The sequence below is a fragment of the Streptomyces sp. NEAU-W12 genome, assembly GCF_026242095.1.
In the GTDB taxonomy this organism is placed as follows: domain Bacteria; phylum Actinomycetota; class Actinomycetes; order Streptomycetales; family Streptomycetaceae; genus Streptomyces.
Genome location: NZ_JAPJDM010000044.1, coordinates 1 through 16693, shown reverse-complemented (window position 1 = coordinate 16693; position 16693 = coordinate 1). Strand labels below are relative to the sequence as shown.

Sequence of the window (16693 nt, the reverse complement as noted above, 5' to 3'; positions counted from 1 at the left end):
GGCCCGCCCCCGGCTGCCGGCCGACGCCCCACGAACCCCGTCGAAGCTCCACCAACTTCCGTCAACTCCCTTCTCTTCAAGGGGAGTTGCGGAGTACCCGGGCGAGCGGGCGATGCAACCAGGCCATCACTTGGCGCTTATACCACTTGACGGTCGGGCATGCGAACAACTTCTGCTATTCAGTGCAAAGCGCTGAAAGCAGACGGTCGCTGGAGTTACTGTCAGTTTCGTGTTCGCTGCAGAACGTCGCCAATTGATCCTCGAAATGGTGCGAGCGAACGGGGCCGTGTCGCTCCGTGAGCTCGCCCGCGTCGTCCAGACCTCCGAAGTGACCGTACGGCGGGACGTGCGCGCGCTGGAGGCAGAAGGACTCCTCGACCGCCGGCACGGCGGTGCGGTACTGCCGGGTGGTTTCACGCGGGAGTCCGGCTTCCCGCAGAAGTCCCATCTCGCGACCGCCGAGAAGACCGCCATCGCCGACCTCGCCGCGAGTTTCGTGGAGGAGGGCGAGGCCGTCGTGGTCGGTGCGGGCACCACCACGCAGGAGCTGGCGCGCCGGCTGGCCCGGGTGTCCGGGCTGACCGTCGTCACCAACTCCCTGCTCGTGGCCCAGGCGTTGGCGCACGCCAACCGGGTCGAGGTGGTGATGACCGGCGGTACGCTGCGCGGTTCGAACTACGCCCTGGTCGGCAGCGGTGCCGAACAGTCCCTCCAGGGGCTGCGGGTGTCCAGGGCGTTCCTCTCCGGGAGCGGGCTGACCGCCGAGCGCGGGCTGTCCACGTCCAACATGCTGTCGGCCTCCGTCGACCGGGCGCTGGTGCAGGCCGCCGCGGAGGTGGTGGTCCTCGCCGACCACGGCAAGCTCGGCACGGACACCATGTTCCAGACCGTGCCCACGGACCTCATCACCCGCCTGGTCACGGACGAGCCGCCCGCGCACGACGACCGCGCGGGCGCCGAGTTGCAGGCCCTCGCCGACCAGGGCGTCCAGATCGCCGTGGCCGGAGCGCCGGGAGGTACCGCGGGCCCGGGGGGTGACGGGGCCCCGGCCCGGCCCCGGCAGCGCCGGGACGTGCCGCTGCCGGGGCCGCGCCGACAGGGGCCGGGACTGCGGTCGGCGGTGGGCCTGGGGGCGGCCGAACAGGCCCAGAGCGCGGAGCGGGCACGGGTCGCGGACCTGCGCAGGCGGTGAGCGGGGGCAGGCCCGGCACCACGAGGCGCCCGGCGGACCAGGCAGGTCCGCCGGGCGCCTGACGCGTGGTACGGGTCAGTCCTTGATCTCGCAGATGACCGCGCCGGACGTGACGGACGCGCCGACCTCCGCGCTCAGGCCCTTGACGGTGCCGGAGCGGTGGGCGTTGAGGGGCTGCTCCATCTTCATGGCCTCCAGGACGACGACGAGGTCGCCCTCCTTGACCTCCTGGCCCTCCTCCACCGCGATCTTCACGATGGTGCCCTGCATCGGGGAGGCGAGGGTGTCGCCCGAGGCCGTGGAGCCGGACTTCTTCGCCGCCCGGCGCTTGGGCTTGGCCCCGGCCGCGAGGCCCGTGCGGGCCAGCGACATGCCGAGCGAGGCGGGCAGGGAGACCTCGAGGCGCTTGCCGCCGACCTCGACGACGACGGTCTCCCGGTCGGCCTCCTCGTCGGCCTCGGTGCCCGCGCCGGCGGTGAAGGGCTTGGTCTCGTTGACGTACTCGGTCTCGATCCAGCGGGTGTGGACCGTGAACGGGTCTTCGGAGCCGGTGAGCTCGGGGGCGAACGCGGGGTCCCTGACCACGGCGCGGTGGAACGGGATGGCGGTGGCCATGCCCTCGACCTGGAACTCGTCCAGGGCGCGGGCGGCCCGCCGGAGCGCTTCCTCGCGGGTGCGGCCGGTGACGATCAGCTTGGCCAGCAGCGAGTCCCAGGCCGGTCCGATGACCGATCCGGACTCGACGCCCGCGTCCAGGCGCACGCCCGGGCCGGACGGCGGGGCGAACGCGGTGACCGTGCCGGGGGCGGGAAGGAAGCCGCGGCCCGGGTCCTCGCCGTTGATCCGGAACTCGAAGGAGTGGCCGCGCAGCGGCGGGTCGTCGTAGCCGAGGACCTCGCCGTCGGCGATGCGGAACATCTCGCGCACCAGGTCGATGCCGGCGACCTCCTCGGTGACCGGGTGCTCCACCTGGAGACGGGTGTTGACCTCCAGGAAGGAGATCGTGCCGTCGAGGCCGACCAGGAACTCCACCGTCCCGGCACCGACGTAGCCGGCCTCCTTCAGGATGGCCTTCGAGGACGAGTACAGCTGTGCGACCTGCTCGTCGGACAGGAACGGCGCCGGAGCCTCCTCGACCAGCTTCTGGTGGCGGCGCTGCAGCGAGCAGTCACGGGTGGAGACGACGACCACGTTGCCGTGCCGGTCGGCCAGGCACTGGGTCTCCACGTGCCGCGGCTTGTCCAGGTAGCGCTCGACGAAGCACTCGCCGCGGCCGAAGGCGGCCACCGCCTCGCGGACCGCGGACTCGTACAGTTCCGGGACCTCTTCGAGGGTGCGGGCGACCTTCAGACCGCGGCCGCCACCGCCGAACGCGGCCTTGATCGCGATCGGCAGGCCGTGCTCCTTCGCGAAGGCGACGACCTCGTCGGCACCGGACACCGGGTCGGGCGTGCCGGCCACCAGGGGGGCGCCGGCGCGCTGGGCGATGTGGCGGGCGGCGACCTTGTCGCCGAGGTCGCGGATGGCCTGCGGCGGCGGGCCGATCCAGACGAGTCCGGCGTCGAGGACCGCCTGGGCGAAGTCGGCGTTCTCGGAGAGGAAGCCGTAGCCGGGGTGGATGGCGTCGGCCCCCGACTCGCGGGCGGCCTTCAGGACTTTGTCGATGTCGAGGTAGCTGGTCGCGGGAGTGTCACCGCCCAGGGCGAACGCCTCGTCCGCGGCGCGGACATGCAGAGCGTCCCGGTCCGGGTCCGCGTAGACGGCCACGCTCGAGATACCGGCATCCCGGCAGGCTCGGGCCACGCGGACAGCGATTTCGCCACGGTTGGCGATGAGCACCTTGCGCACGATTGAGGCTCCCTCCTTGAAACAAGCCGAGTTTAGGGACTGCCGACACGGCACTACGACCCGTCCCCCATGGTGAGCTTGCCCACACGGAGCGTGATTCGAGGCTCGCTCGACCCGCGAAATCCCATGTCGCACCTTGGTACGCAAGACTCTTCCGGGAAACCCTAGCCCTCCCATGTGGTCAAGGTCTCTGTGAGAGCGTGCTGCGGCCCACTCCGTTTTTTTGTCGAGTCCCTACGAATGGCCCAATGCTTCTTTGCCCTCCGCGGAATCCCTGCCCCTGACTTCGCTTCTCGGTGACGTTCGCACCGTCCCGGACGTACTCGGGGTAACCGCGTGCTCGGGGTGACCGCGGTCGTGCTCGAAGGCGGGTGAGGACCGGTGGCGTGGAGCGTGGCACTCGTGTCTCTTCGCCGAAGGGCTCGGCACCGGTGCCCCGAAGTGGTTCCCCGGGACCGTCGTCGACCGGCGGGCCATGTCGCCGGCCGGCCTCGACCCGCACACGATGTCGGTCTCCTCGAAGGCCGGCGGCATCGTCTTCGGGCTGTCCCTCGCCCCGTGCGGTCTCGTCGCGCGGCCGGCCGCCCTGCGTGACCGCGCCCCTCGGGCCGGGCCGGGTCCTGCCGGCCGGCGCCGCCGTGGTGCACGCGCTGCTGGGCGCCTTCGCGTGGGGGCTGGCCGGCGTGTCCGCCTTCCTCTCCATGCCGGTGGTGCTCGCCCTCATCGTGCTGCTGCTGGTGACGTACGACCCCGACGGCGCCGGCAGCTCCCCGGTCACCTCTCCCGCGGCGCCCACAGCTGGGTGATGCCCACGTCCAGCCGCGCCAGCAGGCGCCGCACGAGCGGCAGACTGATGCCGATGACGTTCCCGTGGTCACCGTCGATGCCCTCGATGAACGGGGCCGAGCGGCCGTCCAGGGTGAAGGCCCCCGCGACATGGAGGGGTTCGCCGGAGGCCACGTAGGCGGCGATCTCCTCGTCCGAGGGCTCCCCGAAGCGGACGACGGTGGACGCGGTGGCGGAGGCGTACCGGCTGCCGTCCGTGGCGGTGTCGTAGATGCAGTGGCCGGTCTGCAGGACTCCCGCGCGGCCCCGCATCGCCTTCCAGCGGGCGGTGGCCTCCTCGGCGTCCGCGGGCTTGCCGAGGGCCTGGCCGTCCAGCTCGAGCACCGAGTCGCAGCCGATCACCAGGGCGCCGAGGACCTCCGGCTTCGCCGCGACGACGGAGGCCTTCGCCTCGGCGAGGGCGAGGGCCAGTTCGGCCGGGGTGGGCGCGCTGACGGCGTCCTCGTCGACTCCGCTGACGATCACCTCGGGGGCGAGTCCGGCCTGGCGGAGCAGCCCGAGCCGGGCGGGGGACTGGGAGGCGAGCACGAGCCGACGGCGGGGCTGATCTGTCATGCGATCAGCGTATCGGCGCATCCGCCCACCGGCGTGTCCGGATGCCCCCCGGAAGTCCTGCCGGACCTCTCGCGGCGCGTCTCACCGCACGCCGATCACGATCATCGCGAGGACCATGGCCAGCGCCACGAGAACACCCAGCCGCCGCACCATCTCCTGCGTGTCCCGCAGTTCCTTCGGCGGCTCGTTCTCGGGGTCGGACCACAGCATGCCACCAGCGTGCGGCCGCACCGGGGGAGGGCGCCTGAGTACGGGTACTCATGTCGGGGCGCCGGGGCGCGGCGCTGTGCGCCCGCGCGGCGGCGCCGCACATCGGGACAGCCTCGCGCCCTCGGGGCCGGCTGCGGATCAGCCCGGCCAGTACGTCCGCGACCAGGCCGCCGGCCCCGGCTGGGGCAGGCGCCGGCCGGCGATGCGGGACGGGTCGGACCAGGAGTCACGGGGGGCGGGCGCGCCGGACGGCACGGCGGACGCCGCCGCGGCGCGCGCCCGGACCACCGCCAGTGCGGCGGCCAGCTCCTCCGGGGTCGGGTTGCCCCGTACGACCTTGATCGTCATGGTGGCTCCAACAGGCCTAGAGAGGGATGTTGCCGTGCTTCTTCGGAGGCAGGGAGCTCCGCTTCGTCCGCAGCTGGCGCAGCCCGCGGACGATGTGCCGGCGGGTGTCCGAGGGCATGATCACCGCGTCGACGTAGCCGCGCTCGGCCGCCACGTACGGGTTGAGCAGCGCGTCCTCGTACTCCTGCATCAGCCGGGCGCGGGTGGCCTCGGCGTCGTCCGATTCGGCGATGGCGCGGCGGTGCAGGATGTTGACGGCGCCCTGCGCGCCCATCACCGCGATCTGCGCGGTGGGCCACGCCAGGTTGAGGTCGGCGCCCAGGTGTTTGGAGCCCATGACGTCGTAGGCGCCGCCGAAGGCCTTGCGGGTGATGACGGTGATCAGCGGGACGGTCGCCTCCGCGTACGCGAAGATCAGTTTGGCGCCGCGCCGGATGATGCCGTCGTGCTCCTGGTCGACCCCGGGCAGGAAGCCGGGCACGTCGACGAAGGTCAGGACCGGCACGTTGAAGGCGTCGCAGGTGCGCACGAAACGGGCCGCCTTCTCGGAGGCGGTGATGTCCAGGCACCCGGCGAACTGCATCGGCTGGTTGGCGACGACACCGACCGGACGGCCCTCCACCCGCCCGTACCCGGTGATGATGTTCGGCGCGAACAGCGCCTGCGTCTCGAAGAACTCCCCGTCGTCCAGGACGTGCTCGAGCACCGTGTGCATGTCGTACGGCTGGTTCGCGCTGTCCGGGACGACCGTGTCCAGCTCGCGGTCCTCGTCGGTGACGGTGAGGTCCGCCTCCTCCGGGTACGCCGGGGGCTCGGCGAGGTTGTTCGACGGCAGGTACGACAGCAGCTGCTTGACGTACTCGATGGCGTCCTTCTCGTCCCCGGCCATGTGGTGGGCCACGCCCGAGGCGGAGTTGTGCGTGCGGGCGCCGCCCAGCTCCTCGAAGCCGACGTCCTCGCCGGTGACCGTCTTGATGACGTCCGGGCCGGTGATGAACATGTGCGAGGTCCGGTCGACCATGACCGTGAAGTCGGTGATCGCCGGGGAGTACACCGCGCCGCCCGCGCACGGGCCGACGACCAGGCTGATCTGCGGGATCACCCCGGAGGCGTGGGTGTTGCGGCGGAAGATCTCGCCGTAGGCGCCCAGCGAGGCCACGCCCTCCTGGATCCGGGCGCCACCGGAGTCGTTGATCCCGACGACCGGGCAGCCGGTCTTCAGGGCGAAGTCCATGACCTTGACGATCTTCTGCCCGTACACCTCGCCCAGCGCCCCGCCGAAGACCGTGAAGTCCTGCGAGAACACGGCGACCGGGCGGCCGTCGACGGTGCCGTACCCGGTCACCACACCGTCGCCGTAGGGGCGGTTGGCGTCCAGCCCGAAGCTGGTGGAACGGTGCCGGGCGAACTCGTCCAGTTCGACGAACGACCCCTCGTCGAGCAGCAGACCGATCCGCTCCCGGGCCGTCAGCTTGCCCTTGGCGTGCTGCTTCTCCACGGCACGTTCCGAACCGGCGTGCGTCGCCTCGTGGATGCGACGCCGCAGATCCGCGAGCTTGCCCGCGGTCGTATGAATGTCGGGCTGCTGCACTTCCGGCTCGGACATCAGGATACGGCTCCCTGCCTGCTCAAAAGGGGGGACGGTTACTCATCCGTAGCGTAGTGGGGGCCTCCGGGATCGGCAGTGCGGTCTTTCCCACACTGCTTACCCCTTCACAGAGTGGGGAACGGGCTGAGGTCCGCCCTGCTCCGGCTCCCTGGTTCCGCCCCGGTCGCCCGGCCCCATGATCCGGTCTCCCGGCCCGTCCCCGCTGCGGTGCGCGGGAGGTCGTACCTAGGGTGGCCGCATGACGAAGTCACCGGATGACGAAGGCGCGAGCGGCCCGGACCTCCCGCCCGGGCCGAAAGGCGGGTCGGGACGCTGGTCCGATCTCGACCGCCCGCCGTTGAACGCCGCAGGCCTGCGCAGAGGCCTGGTGCGCGACGGCGGGCTGTGGCGGCAGCTCGACGTGGTGCAGCGCACCGGCTCCACCAACTCCGACCTCGTGGCCCGCGCCGTCGAGGGGACGGCCGACGAGGGGTCCGTGCTCGTCGCCGAGGAGCAGACCGCCGCGCGGGGCCGCCTGGACCGGCAGTGGACGGCGCCGGCCCGCTCCGGTCTCTTCTTCTCCGTACTGCTGCGGCCCACCGGGGTGCCGGTGGCCCGCTGGGGCTGGCTGCCGTTGCTCACCGGCGTCGCGGTGGCCACCGGACTGTCCCGGACCGCGGGCGTCGACACGGCCCTGAAGTGGCCCAACGACCTCCTCGTCACCGTCGGCGGCGAGGAGCGCAAGGCCGCCGGGATCCTCGCGGAGCGGGCCGGGGGCGACGGGGTGGTGATCGGCGTCGGGATCAACGTCAGCCTGCGCACCGACGAGCTGCCGGTGCCCACCGCCGGGTCGCTGGCGCTGGCCGGCGCGGTGACCACGGACCGGGACCCGCTGCTGCGGGGCGTGCTGCGGTCGCTCGAGGAGTGGTACGGGCGCTGGCGGGAGGCGGGTGGCGACCCGTCCGCGAGCGGCCTGCAGGAGACGTACGCGGCGGGGTGCGCGACCCTCGGGCGGGTGGTGCGTGCCGAGCTGCCGGGGGACCGGGTGCTGCTGGGCGAGGCGGTCGCCGTCGACGGGGACGGGCGCCTGGTGCTGGCCACGGAGGAGGGGGTGCAGGAACCGGTGGGAGCGGGCGACATCGTGCACGTACGCCCCGTCGTCCCGTAGGGCACCTCGTCCCGCAGGTCCCGCAGGCCCGCAGCGCCTCGCCGGCCCCGCAGGTCCCGCAGGCCCGCAGCGCCTCGCAGGTCCCGCCGGTCCCGCAGGCCCGCCGGTCCTGTCGGCCCGGGGGCGGGCGAGGGGCGCACGCGGGGGCGGGTGCGGGTACGGGTGAGAGGCGCACGCGGGGGCTGGTGCGGGTACGGGTGCGTACGGTGGGTACCCCGATGCCGGGTGCGCCGGTCGTGCCACCTGCGGGTACAACCGGACGGAGTGAGCTGGCGCACACCTGCCGTAGAGTTGAGGCCGGTCGAGACATGGCCGTGGCAGATCGGAAGGGCAGCAACGCGTGACCGTCGACGACTCGGGCTCCGGAACGGAAGCGCAGGGCCGCGCGGAGCCTCCGCCACCCTCGGCCTCGCGCGAGCGGGGGGACGGCTCCCGCCCCCCCGACAACGGCGAGGACCCGCTCGCTCTGCGCCTCGAACAGCTCATTCTGGGTGCCGAGCGCCGTTACACCCCCTTTCAGGCGGCCCGCAGCGCCAGCGTCACGGTGGAGCTGGCCACACGGTTCTGGCGGGCCATGGGGTTCGCCGACGTCGGTCAGGCCAAGGCGTTCACGGAGGCCGACGTCCTGGCGCTGCGCCGACTGGCCGGCCTGGTCGAGGCGGGACTGCTGAGCGAGGCCATGGCCGTGCAGGTGGCGCGGTCCACGGGACAGACCACCGCGCGACTGGCCGAGTGGCAGATCGACTCCTTCCTGGAGGGGCTGACCGAGCCGCCCGAGCTGGGCATGACGCGCACCGAGGTCACGTACCCCATCATCGAGCTGCTCCTGCCCGAGCTGGAGGAGTTCCTCGTCTACGTCTGGCGGCGGCAGCTCGCCGCCTCGGCCGGGCGGGTGCTCCAGGCCGCCGACGACGAGGAGATGGTGGACCGGCGGCTCGCCGTCGCGTTCGCCGACCTCGTCGGGTTCACGCGGCTGACCCGGCGCATGGAGGAGGAGGAGCTCGGCGAACTCGTCGAGGCCTTCGAGACGACCGCCGCCGACCTGGTGGCCGCGCGCGGCGGGCGGCTCATCAAGACCCTCGGCGACGAGGTGCTCTACGCCGCCGACGACGCGGGAACGGCCGCGGAGATCGCCCTGCGGCTGATCGAGACCATGGCGAACGACGAGACGATGCCGGAGCTGCGGGTCGGCATGGCGTTCGGCACCGTCACCACCCGGATGGGCGATGTCTTCGGTACGACGGTGAACCTCGCCTCCCGGCTCACCTCGATAGCCCCTCGGGACGCCGTGCTCGTCGACACCGCCTTCGCCGAGGAACTGATCCGCACCGGTGACGCGCCCGCGTCCGAGGCGGCGGCGGCCGAGGAGGCGGCCGAGGCGGAGAAGGAGGGCGAGCCACCGCCGACGTACCGCTTCGGGCTGCAGCCGATGTGGCAGCGGCCGGTACGTGGCCTGGGCGTGGTCGAGCCGTGGCTGCTCACGCGCCGGGACGATCCCCAGAGGCCGTGAGCGCCGGCCGCCTGGCGGCCCCTGGGCGGTCTGCGGGGACGGCCCCCGGCCCTTGAGGTCCGGGCCGCCCCCCCCCACGGACAGGCCGATGATCGGTACGCAGAGGGCGGGAGCGTTGGCGTCCGGTTCGCCCGGCCGGTCCGGTGGTGGTGGCGCCGGCCGGTCCGGCTGCGGTGGTGTCGGCTGCGGGGGGTGTGTGGTCCGCGGGGGCCGGTGGGGAAGCGGGAACGTTTGGCGGGGCGCCGGTGAGGGCCGGCGGCCGTGGGGCGCCCGGCGCGTCCGGTGGGGTGCCGGGGGTGTTCGAAGCGGTGAGGGGCGGTGCGGCGGCGGACGGTGCGACGGTGCTGTCCGGGGCGGCGGGGACGCGCGGCGGCGTGCTCCGACCGCCCGGGGCGGTGGGTGAGCAGGGGCCGGCCCCCGGGGCGGCCGGGGGCGCCGGAGCAGCGCTGTCGTCGGCGCCGTCCGTGTTGCCCGTGCCGTCCGGGCCGGGGCTCGTGGCGGTCGAGGAGGGCCGGGGCGACCGGGCGGGGGCCGGTTCCGGCGCCGACACCGGTGGGGCCCGGGACGGACGCCGGGCGTACGAGGCTCAGGGCGCCCGCGGTCGGCGCCGGCCCGCCGGCGGCCGGCAGGAGCTTCCGGGGGCGGGGTCTGCGGTGGCGGCCCCGGAGCCGTGCGCTGAAGAGGGCGGATCCGGTGTGCGCCGGTGCTCCCCCGGCCGCCTCCGTTCCGGCGGACCGGGGCTCCGCCGGAACGGCCGGGACGGCTGGCCCGGGCGAGCCGGTCGGCGTGTTCGTCGGCATGATGATTCCTCCCCCTGCGTACGCACCCCCCTGCGTCGCGGTGCCTCGCACGCTGGGCCTTCCCGTACGGGGGCGGGGCCGGAGTGGGCGGGATGTCACTCGACCGGGTGGACGGGGGTGCGGAAGGAACTGGACACGCGCCCTTTTGCCGGAGGGTGACCGGCTGCGATGATCGGGGCGACGGATGTTAACCCGCGTTAACCGGAGGGTGTCATGAGCGAGGAGCGGTTCGGGGAGTTCGTGCTGGTGCGGCGGCATGGGCAGGGGCATGTCGCGGAGCTCGTCCTCGACCGGCCCAAGGCCATGAACGCCGTCTCGACCGAGATGGCCCGGTCCCTGGCCGGGGCCTGCGCGGCGCTGGGGAAGGACTCGGCCGTACGGGTGGTGGTGCTGACCTCGTCGCACGAGCGGGCCTTCTGCGTCGGGGCCGATCTGAAGGAGCGCAATGCCTTCAGCGACGCCGATCTGGTGCGCCAGCGGCCGGTGGCGCGCGGCGCGTACACCGGGGTACTGGAGCTTCCGGTGCCCACGGTGGCGGCGGTGCACGGGTTCGCGCTGGGCGGCGGATTCGAACTGGCCCTGTCCTGCGATGTGATCGTCGCCGACGGCACGGCCGTGGTGGGGCTGCCCGAGGTGTCCGTCGGGGTGATCCCGGGCGGTGGCGGTACGCAGTTGCTGCCCCGGCGGGTGGGTGCCGCGCGGGCCGCCGAACTGATCTTCACGGCGCGCCGGGTGGAGGCTGCCGAGGCGCGGGAGCTGGGGCTCGTCGACGTACTCGTGGAGGCGGGGCGGGACCGGGAGGAGGCGCTGTCCCTGGCCGCCGGGATCGCCGCCAACTCGCCGGTGGGGCTGCGGGCGGCCAAGCGGGCGCTGAGGCTCGGGCAGGGACTGGATCTGCCGGCCGGCCTCGAGGTGGAGGACGCCGCCTGGCGGTCGGTCGCGTTCTCGGGCGACCGCGCGGAGGGCGTCGCCGCCTTCAACGAGAAGCGCACGCCGGACTGGCCGGGGGAGTAGCGCGGCGCCGGCCGCCTGGGGAGCAGGGTCGCACTCCCCGTTCGCTCCCTAAATATGCCTGTTCGCCCCGATCGTCCCTAGCCTGGAGGGATGGGTGAGGACAGCCGGCTGGCGGCGGTGGTGGAGCTGGCGCAGGGCATGGCCGCCGCGCACAGCTCGCGGGAGGTCTGGTGGGCCGCGGCCCACGGGGCCCGCCGCGCGCTCGGCGGGAGTTTCGCCGCGCTGTCGGTGTGGGAGCGGGAGCTGGGGAGGTTGCGGGTCCTGGTCAACGTCGGCGAGCTGGCCGGGGGCGAGGAGGAGTTCCCGGACGACGAGGCCTACCCCGTGCACCAGTTCGCCGAGATCACCGAGTTCCTGCACGAGCGGTGGGCGGCCGGTGGCGGTGAGCCGGACGCCTGGGTGGAGACCGCTCGGGGGCCGACGGAGGGGCGGCCCGGCCATACCCACCAGCGCGTGGCGGCCCTGCGCCGGCGCGGACGCGGCTGCTGCGTGGTCGCCCCGATCGTGCTGCACGGGCGGGCGTGGGGGGAGCTGTACGTGGCCCGGCCGGTCGGCGCGCCCGTCTTCGGGTGGGGCGACGCCGACTTCGCGACGGTGCTGGCCGCTGTCGTCGCCGCCGGGATCGCGCAGACCGAGCGACTGGAGGAGGCGCGGCGGCTGGCGTACACGGACGCGCTCACCGGGCTGGCCAACCGCCGGGCCGTGGACGTGCGGCTCGACGAGGCGGTCGAGCGGCACCGCCGGGACGGTGCCGTCGTCAGCCTCGTCGTGTGCGATCTGAACGGGCTCAAGCGGGTCAACGACACTCTGGGGCATGCCGTCGGCGACCGGCTGCTCGAGCGGTTCGGGACCGTGCTGTCCCTGTGCGGGGCCATGCTTCCCGGCGCCCTCGCGGCGCGGCTCGGCGGGGACGAGTTCTGCCTGCTGGCGGTGGGGCCGCCCGCCGACGAGGCGGTCAAGGTGGCCGACGAAGTGTGCCGTCGCGCCGTGGAGTTGGGGATCGGGGACGGGGTGGCCTGCGGGGTGGCCTCCACCGGGGACGCCATCGGCCCCGTGCACTCCGCCCGGCGGCTCTTCCGGCTGGCCGACGCGGCGCAGTACCGCGCGAAGGCCGAGCGGGCGAGCCGTCCCGTCGTCGCCGGGCGCGAGGGCCCGGGTGACCCGGTCGTACGCCTGGCGGACGAGCCGGTGCGGGAGCCGGACGGCGAGCGGCGCAGGTTCCGGGGACGGCACTCGCCGCAGGGGGGAGGGCGGGCGCACGACGGTAAGGGGTGACCGTCGGTCCCGGTGGTGACATCAACGAATTCACTGCGTACGCTCCTGAATATGGATATGCACACTGTGGTGAACGGGGAAGGCGCGAAGCGCGGCCTCGGAAGGGTGGTGGTGGGTGACGGGCGGGCGTTCGGCGTGACCGCGTCCGACGTGCTCGCCGTGGCGCGCGGCGGTGCCAGCGTCGAGCTCTCCGGCGAGGCGCTGGCCGCCCTCGCCGCCTCCCGCGAGATCGTGGACGCCCTGGCCGCCGAGCCCGACCCCGTGTACGGGGTGAGCACCGGCTTCGGTGCCCTGGCGACCCGGCACATCGGCCCCGAGCTGCGGGACCGGCTGCAGCGCAACATCGTCCGCTCGCACGCCGCCGGCATGGGGCCCCGCGTCGAGCGCGAGGTCGTCCGCGCCCTGATGTTCCTGCGGCTGAAGACCCTCTGCTCCGGGCACACCGGCGTACGCCCCGAGGTCGCGCAGGCGATCGCCGACGTGCTGAACGCCGGGATCACCCCCGTGGTGCACGAGTACGGCTCCCTCGGCTGCTCGGGCGACCTGGCCCCGCTGTCCCACTGCGCCCTGGCCCTGATGGGCGAAGGGGAGGCCGAAGGGCCCGACGGGACCGTGCGCCCCGCCGGCGACCTGCTCGCCGAGCACGGGATCCGGCCCGTCGCACTGCGCGAGAAGGAAGGGCTCGCCCTCCTCAACGGCACCGACGGCATGCTGGGCATGCTGGTCATGGCCCTCGCCGACCTCGACACCCTGTACCGGTCCGCCGACGTCACGGCCGCGATGAGCCTGGAGGCGCTGCTCGGCACCGACAAGGTCCTCGCCCCCGAACTGCATGCCGTCCGCCCGCACCCCGGCCAGGCCGCCAGCGCCGCCAACATGCTCGCCGTGCTGGCCGGTTCAGGCCTGACGGGGCATCACCAGGACGACGCCCCGCGGGTCCAGGACGCCTACTCGGTGCGCTGCGCCCCGCAGGTGGCGGGTGCCGGGCGGGACACGATCACGCACGCCCGGCTGGTCGCCGAGCGCGAACTCGCCGCCGCCATCGACAATCCGGTGGTCCTGCCCGGCGACACCGGTTCGGGGGCGTTCGGGCCCGGGGGCGGGCGGGTGGAGTCCAACGGCAACTTCCACGGTGCCCCGGTGGCCTACGTGCTGGACTTCCTCGCCATCGCCGCCGCCGACCTCGGCTCCATCGCCGAGCGCCGTACCGACCGGCTGCTGGACAAGAACCGCAGCCACGGGCTGCCGCCGTTCCTCGCCGACGACCCGGGCGTCGACTCCGGTCTGATGATCGCTCAGTACACGCAGGCCGCGCTCGTGAGCGAGCTGAAGCGGCTGGCCGTCCCGGCGTCCGCGGACTCGATCCCGTCCTCCGCGATGCAGGAGGACCACGTCTCGATGGGCTGGTCGGCCGCCCGCAAGCTGCGCACCTCGGTCGACAACCTCACCAGGGTCATCGCCGTCGAACTGTACGCCGCCGCGCGGGCGGTGGAGTTGCGCGAGGGCCTCACTCCGGCGCCCGCCACCCGGGCCGCGGTCGAGGCCGCGCGACAGGCCGGTGTGGGCGGTCCCGGCCCGGACCGCCATCTCGCGCCCGACCTCGCCGCGGCGGAGGCGTTCGTACGCGACGGGCGGCTGCTGGCGGCTGTGGAACAGGTCACCGGCCCACTGCGGTGACGGGGACCGCGGCGCAGGGAAGGCCGCGGTCGAAGTGGGCCCAAGGGAAGGGTCGAGTACGTCAGAAGTCGAGCCGTTCCCGGCGGACCGAGTAGACGACGAAGCCCGCGCCGAGGGTCAGGCAGGCGGTGCCGCCGACGATGTACGGCGTGCTGCTGAAGCTGCCGGTGTCGGCGAGCCGGACCTCCCCGACGGTGCCGTCGTACGACGCGGTCGAGGTGTCGGCCGAGATGCTGGAAGCGACCCTTGCCTGCTCTGTGACCTGCGGAGACGGGCTTGCCGGGACGGTTCCTCTCACCGGGAGGTCGGAGGTCGCGTTGGCGGACGGGACGAACCACAGGGCGCACAGCAGAGTGCCCGCGGCGGTGGCGGTCAGCAACGGACGGAGCGCGGATGACACGGAATATCGATCCCCTTGTGGCGCTGGCGAATTGGCCGTGTGGGCTGATGGTAGTGAAAGTCTCGGGTCACAGGAAAGTCACAGGAGCCGGAGCCGTACGCTCCGGGCATGAGCACTCCAGAGACATCACGGTTTGTACGGCTTCGGGTCGACCTTGTTCTCGAGGTCGGCGACGAGGACGCCGTGGCCAGGGCGGCGCTGGCCAGGATCGCGGACGACGGCGACCTGTCGGCCGAGGGGCAGGAGCCGGCCCGGGGCGCGGTGACCGGGGACACGGCCGAGGCGCTCGCGCATCTCGTCGACCCGTTCGGGCTGGTCGGTGACGTGCCGGGCGTGGAACTCCAGCAGGCCTCGTGGAGCAGCGAGGAGATCGACTACGACCCGGACTCGCCCGAGTGGGACCTCGACGGGGACGGGTTCGGTGAGGACGGGTTCGACGGTGACGGAAGCGACGAGGCGTCAGTCGCCGGTGCGGCGGATGACAGTCCAGGCGAATGCGACAAATAGAACAATGCGGGCACAGCTCGCGAAAGAGGTGAAAGGCGTAAAGTGTTGAATAGCGCTGAAAAGGTGCAAGTGGGGCGGAAATGAAGTGAGTTGCCGCGGCCGGTGCGACTGGCCGGCCCGGTTCGGGGAAATCGTGACCCCGGGGCGGCAACCGTTGCCCGGGGGCTGACGTCTCTGGTGACGCACGGGCCGATCACCCCCGCCCGGCCGTGACGGACGTGGTGAGCCCCACATTCGCGGCCCATGTGGAACGGGACCTGCCGGTCGTAGCGTTGAAGTGTTCGACGGGGACTCTCGGCTTCGGGTGCGGGGCCCGTGCGGTTCGGGCAAGCGGCGACGATGGAGAAGCGTGTGATGACGGACGGTAAGCGGCGCAGGGGTCTGACGGCTGCGTCCGCTCTGCTCGGCGGAGTGATGGTGCTCTCGGCGTGTTCCGGCGGCGGTGAGGACACGGGCTCCGGCGGGGACGGCGGAAAGGGCACGTCGCAGGCGCAGGTCGACGAGGCGGCGGCCAAGAAGACCTCCGAGGCCCAGATCGAGATCACGCCGAAGGACGGCTCCAACAACGCGTCCATCAACAACTCCGCCGCGGTCGCCGTGACCAAGGGCACGCTCACCGAGGTCAAGATGACGACCACCGACGGCACCGCCGTCGAGGGTGAGATATCCGCGGACAAGAAGAGCTGGAAGCCCAGCGGCCAGCTGGAGCGCGCCACCACCTACAAGCTGGCCGCCACCGCCGAGGACTCCGAGGGCCGCGCCGCCCACGAGAACGCGTCGTTCACCACGGTCTCGCCGACCAACAGCTTCATCGGCACCTTCACCCCGGACGACGGCTCGACCGTGGGCGTCGGCATGCCGGTGTCGATCAACTTCGACAAGGCGATCACCAACAAGGCCGAGGTCCAGAAGGGCATCACCGTCTCCACCACCAGCGGTCAGGAGGTCGCCTGCCACTGGTTCAACGCCAACCGCATGGACTGCCGTCCCGAGGACTACTGGCAGGAGAGCTCCACCGTCACCCTGAAGCTGGCGCTCGACGGCGTCGAGGGCGCCGAGGGCGTCTACGGCGTCCAGCAGAAGACGGTCAACTTCAAGATCGGCCGCAACCAGGTCTCGATCGTCGACGCCGACACCAAGCAGATGAAGGTCACCCAGAACGGCAAGACCATCCGGACGATCCCGATCTCCGCCGGGTCGCCCGAGAACAAGACGTACGAAGGCAAGATGGTGATCTCCGAGAAGTTCAAGGAGACCCGGATGAACGGTGCGACCGTCGGCTTCACCGACGACGACGGCGAGGGCGAGTACGACATCAAGGACGTGCCGCACGCCATGCGCCTGAGCACCTCCGGCACCTTCATCCACGGCAACTACTGGGGCGCCAAGTCCATCTTCGGCAGCGCCAACACCAGCCACGGCTGCGTCGGCCTGGCCGACGTCAAGGGCGCCGACGACCCGAACACCCCGGGCTCCTGGTTCTACGACAACTCGATCGTCGGTGACGTCGTCGTCGTGCAGAACACCGGTGACAAGACCATCGCCCCGGACAACGGCCTCAACGGCTGGAACATGGACTGGGCCCAGTGGAAGGCGGGCTCGGCGGTCTGACCCGGCCGCCGGCACCACCCGGCACCCGCTGCCCGACCCGCTCGATGCCCGACCGATGCCGCCGCCCGCCCGAAAGGGGGGGCGGCGGCATCGGTCCGGGGGGGGGGCCGGGGGGGGGGCTGGGCGGGGGCGCCACCCGCGCCC

14 protein-coding genes and 1 pseudogene are annotated in these 16693 nt (G+C 72.9%); 9 read left to right on the top strand and 6 right to left on the bottom strand.

The features are described from left to right. Positions 1-229: 229 nt before the first annotated feature. Positions 230-1192, top strand: coding sequence for a DeoR/GlpR family DNA-binding transcription regulator (locus tag ORI94_RS33645; protein ID WP_266082666.1), 963 nt, complete (start codon positions 230-232; stop codon positions 1190-1192). Between the two features lie 75 nt (positions 1193-1267). On the opposite strand, the gene ORI94_RS33640 is transcribed toward ORI94_RS33645, so the two are convergent. Continuing rightward, positions 1268-3040 carry an acetyl/propionyl/methylcrotonyl-CoA carboxylase subunit alpha gene (locus tag ORI94_RS33640; protein WP_266082664.1) on the bottom strand — a complete coding sequence of 591 codons (1773 nt, stop codon included), beginning with the start codon at positions 3038-3040 and terminating at the stop codon, positions 1268-1270. Positions 3041-3421: 381 nt separating this feature from the next. On the opposite strand from ORI94_RS33640, the pseudogene ORI94_RS33635 reads away from it, so the two are divergent. Beyond that, a pseudogene (locus ORI94_RS33635) lies at positions 3422-3846 on the top strand (hypothetical protein). Here ORI94_RS33635 and ORI94_RS33630 read toward each other — a convergent pair. From ORI94_RS33630 to ORI94_RS33615, 4 genes are all read right to left on the bottom strand, one after another. Then, a complete protein-coding gene (locus tag ORI94_RS33630) occupies positions 3815-4441 on the bottom strand; it encodes a Maf family protein (protein WP_266082662.1) in 627 nt (208 codons plus the stop codon). The pseudogene ORI94_RS33635 and the gene ORI94_RS33630 sit on opposite strands and share 32 nt — an antisense overlap. Before the next feature lie 81 nt (positions 4442-4522). Further along, the gene (mmpB, locus tag ORI94_RS33625) at positions 4523-4651 is read right to left on the bottom strand and encodes a morphogenic membrane protein MmpB (RefSeq protein ID WP_107068374.1); all 129 of its coding nucleotides are present in this window, start codon (positions 4649-4651) and stop codon (positions 4523-4525) included. 138 nt (positions 4652-4789) lie between these two features. Further along, entirely contained in the window at positions 4790-4999 is a 210-nt protein-coding gene (locus ORI94_RS33620) for an acyl-CoA carboxylase epsilon subunit (RefSeq protein WP_266082659.1), read from the bottom strand. 16 nt (positions 5000-5015) lie between these two features. After that, positions 5016-6605: an acyl-CoA carboxylase subunit beta gene (locus ORI94_RS33615; RefSeq protein ID WP_266082657.1), complete on the bottom strand. Its 1590-nt coding sequence runs from the start codon at positions 6603-6605 to the stop codon at positions 5016-5018. 241 nt (positions 6606-6846) lie between these two features. Here ORI94_RS33615 and ORI94_RS33610 point away from each other — a divergent pair, with 241 nt between their 5' ends. The 5 genes from ORI94_RS33610 (at position 6847) to hutH (ending at position 14031) form a co-directional block, all read left to right on the top strand. After that, positions 6847-7755 (top strand): biotin--[acetyl-CoA-carboxylase] ligase, encoded by a 909-nt coding sequence (locus ORI94_RS33610; protein ID WP_266082655.1) that lies wholly within the window; start codon positions 6847-6849, stop codon positions 7753-7755. Positions 7756-8095: 340 nt separating this feature from the next. Continuing rightward, a complete protein-coding gene (locus ORI94_RS33605; RefSeq protein ID WP_266082653.1) occupies positions 8096-9265 on the top strand; it encodes an adenylate/guanylate cyclase domain-containing protein in 1170 nt (389 codons plus the stop codon). A 1013-nt stretch (positions 9266-10278) separates the two neighbouring features. Next, entirely contained in the window at positions 10279-11079 is an 801-nt protein-coding gene (locus ORI94_RS33600; protein ID WP_266082651.1) for an enoyl-CoA hydratase/isomerase family protein, read from the top strand. Positions 11080-11169: 90 nt separating this feature from the next. Then, a complete protein-coding gene (locus tag ORI94_RS33595; RefSeq protein WP_266082649.1) occupies positions 11170-12354 on the top strand; it encodes a GGDEF domain-containing protein in 1185 nt (394 codons plus the stop codon). A 51-nt stretch (positions 12355-12405) separates the two neighbouring features. Then, positions 12406-14031 (top strand): histidine ammonia-lyase, encoded by a 1626-nt coding sequence (gene hutH / locus ORI94_RS33590; RefSeq protein WP_266082647.1) that lies wholly within the window; start codon positions 12406-12408, stop codon positions 14029-14031. Between the two features lie 61 nt (positions 14032-14092). Here the strand turns inward: hutH and ORI94_RS33585 are convergent, their stop codons facing one another. Continuing rightward, positions 14093-14431: an LAETG motif-containing sortase-dependent surface protein gene (locus ORI94_RS33585; protein ID WP_266082645.1), complete on the bottom strand. Its 339-nt coding sequence runs from the start codon at positions 14429-14431 to the stop codon at positions 14093-14095. A gap of 108 nt (positions 14432-14539) precedes the next feature. On the opposite strand from ORI94_RS33585, the gene ORI94_RS33580 reads away from it, so the two are divergent. Next, positions 14540-14938 (top strand): hypothetical protein, encoded by a 399-nt coding sequence (locus ORI94_RS33580; protein WP_266082643.1) that lies wholly within the window; start codon positions 14540-14542, stop codon positions 14936-14938. Between the two features lie 354 nt (positions 14939-15292). Then, positions 15293-16549 carry a L,D-transpeptidase gene (locus ORI94_RS33575; RefSeq protein WP_266082641.1) on the top strand — a complete coding sequence of 419 codons (1257 nt, stop codon included), beginning with the start codon at positions 15293-15295 and terminating at the stop codon, positions 16547-16549. The last annotated feature ends 144 nt before the right edge of the window (positions 16550-16693 follow it).

Excerpts from the sequence above, each read along its gene's own strand:
- ORI94_RS33630 (WP_266082662.1), bottom strand. The coding sequence starts at position 4,441 with ATGACAGATCAGCCCCGCCGTCGGCTCGTGCTCGCCTCCCAGTCCCCC.
- mmpB (WP_107068374.1), bottom strand. The coding sequence starts at position 4,651 with ATGCTGTGGTCCGACCCCGAGAACGAGCCGCCGAAGGAACTGCGGGAC.
- ORI94_RS33620 (WP_266082659.1), bottom strand. The coding sequence starts at position 4,999 with ATGACGATCAAGGTCGTACGGGGCAACCCGACCCCGGAGGAGCTGGCC.
- ORI94_RS33615 (WP_266082657.1), bottom strand. The coding sequence starts at position 6,605 with ATGTCCGAGCCGGAAGTGCAGCAGCCCGACATTCATACGACCGCGGGC.
- ORI94_RS33610 (WP_266082655.1), top strand. The coding sequence starts at position 6,847 with ATGACGAAGTCACCGGATGACGAAGGCGCGAGCGGCCCGGACCTCCCG.
- ORI94_RS33600 (WP_266082651.1), top strand. The coding sequence starts at position 10,279 with ATGAGCGAGGAGCGGTTCGGGGAGTTCGTGCTGGTGCGGCGGCATGGG.
- ORI94_RS33595 (WP_266082649.1), top strand. The coding sequence starts at position 11,170 with ATGGGTGAGGACAGCCGGCTGGCGGCGGTGGTGGAGCTGGCGCAGGGC.
- hutH (WP_266082647.1), top strand. The coding sequence starts at position 12,406 with ATGGATATGCACACTGTGGTGAACGGGGAAGGCGCGAAGCGCGGCCTC.
- ORI94_RS33580 (WP_266082643.1), top strand. The coding sequence starts at position 14,540 with ATGAGCACTCCAGAGACATCACGGTTTGTACGGCTTCGGGTCGACCTT.
- ORI94_RS33575 (WP_266082641.1), top strand. The coding sequence starts at position 15,293 with ATGACGGACGGTAAGCGGCGCAGGGGTCTGACGGCTGCGTCCGCTCTG.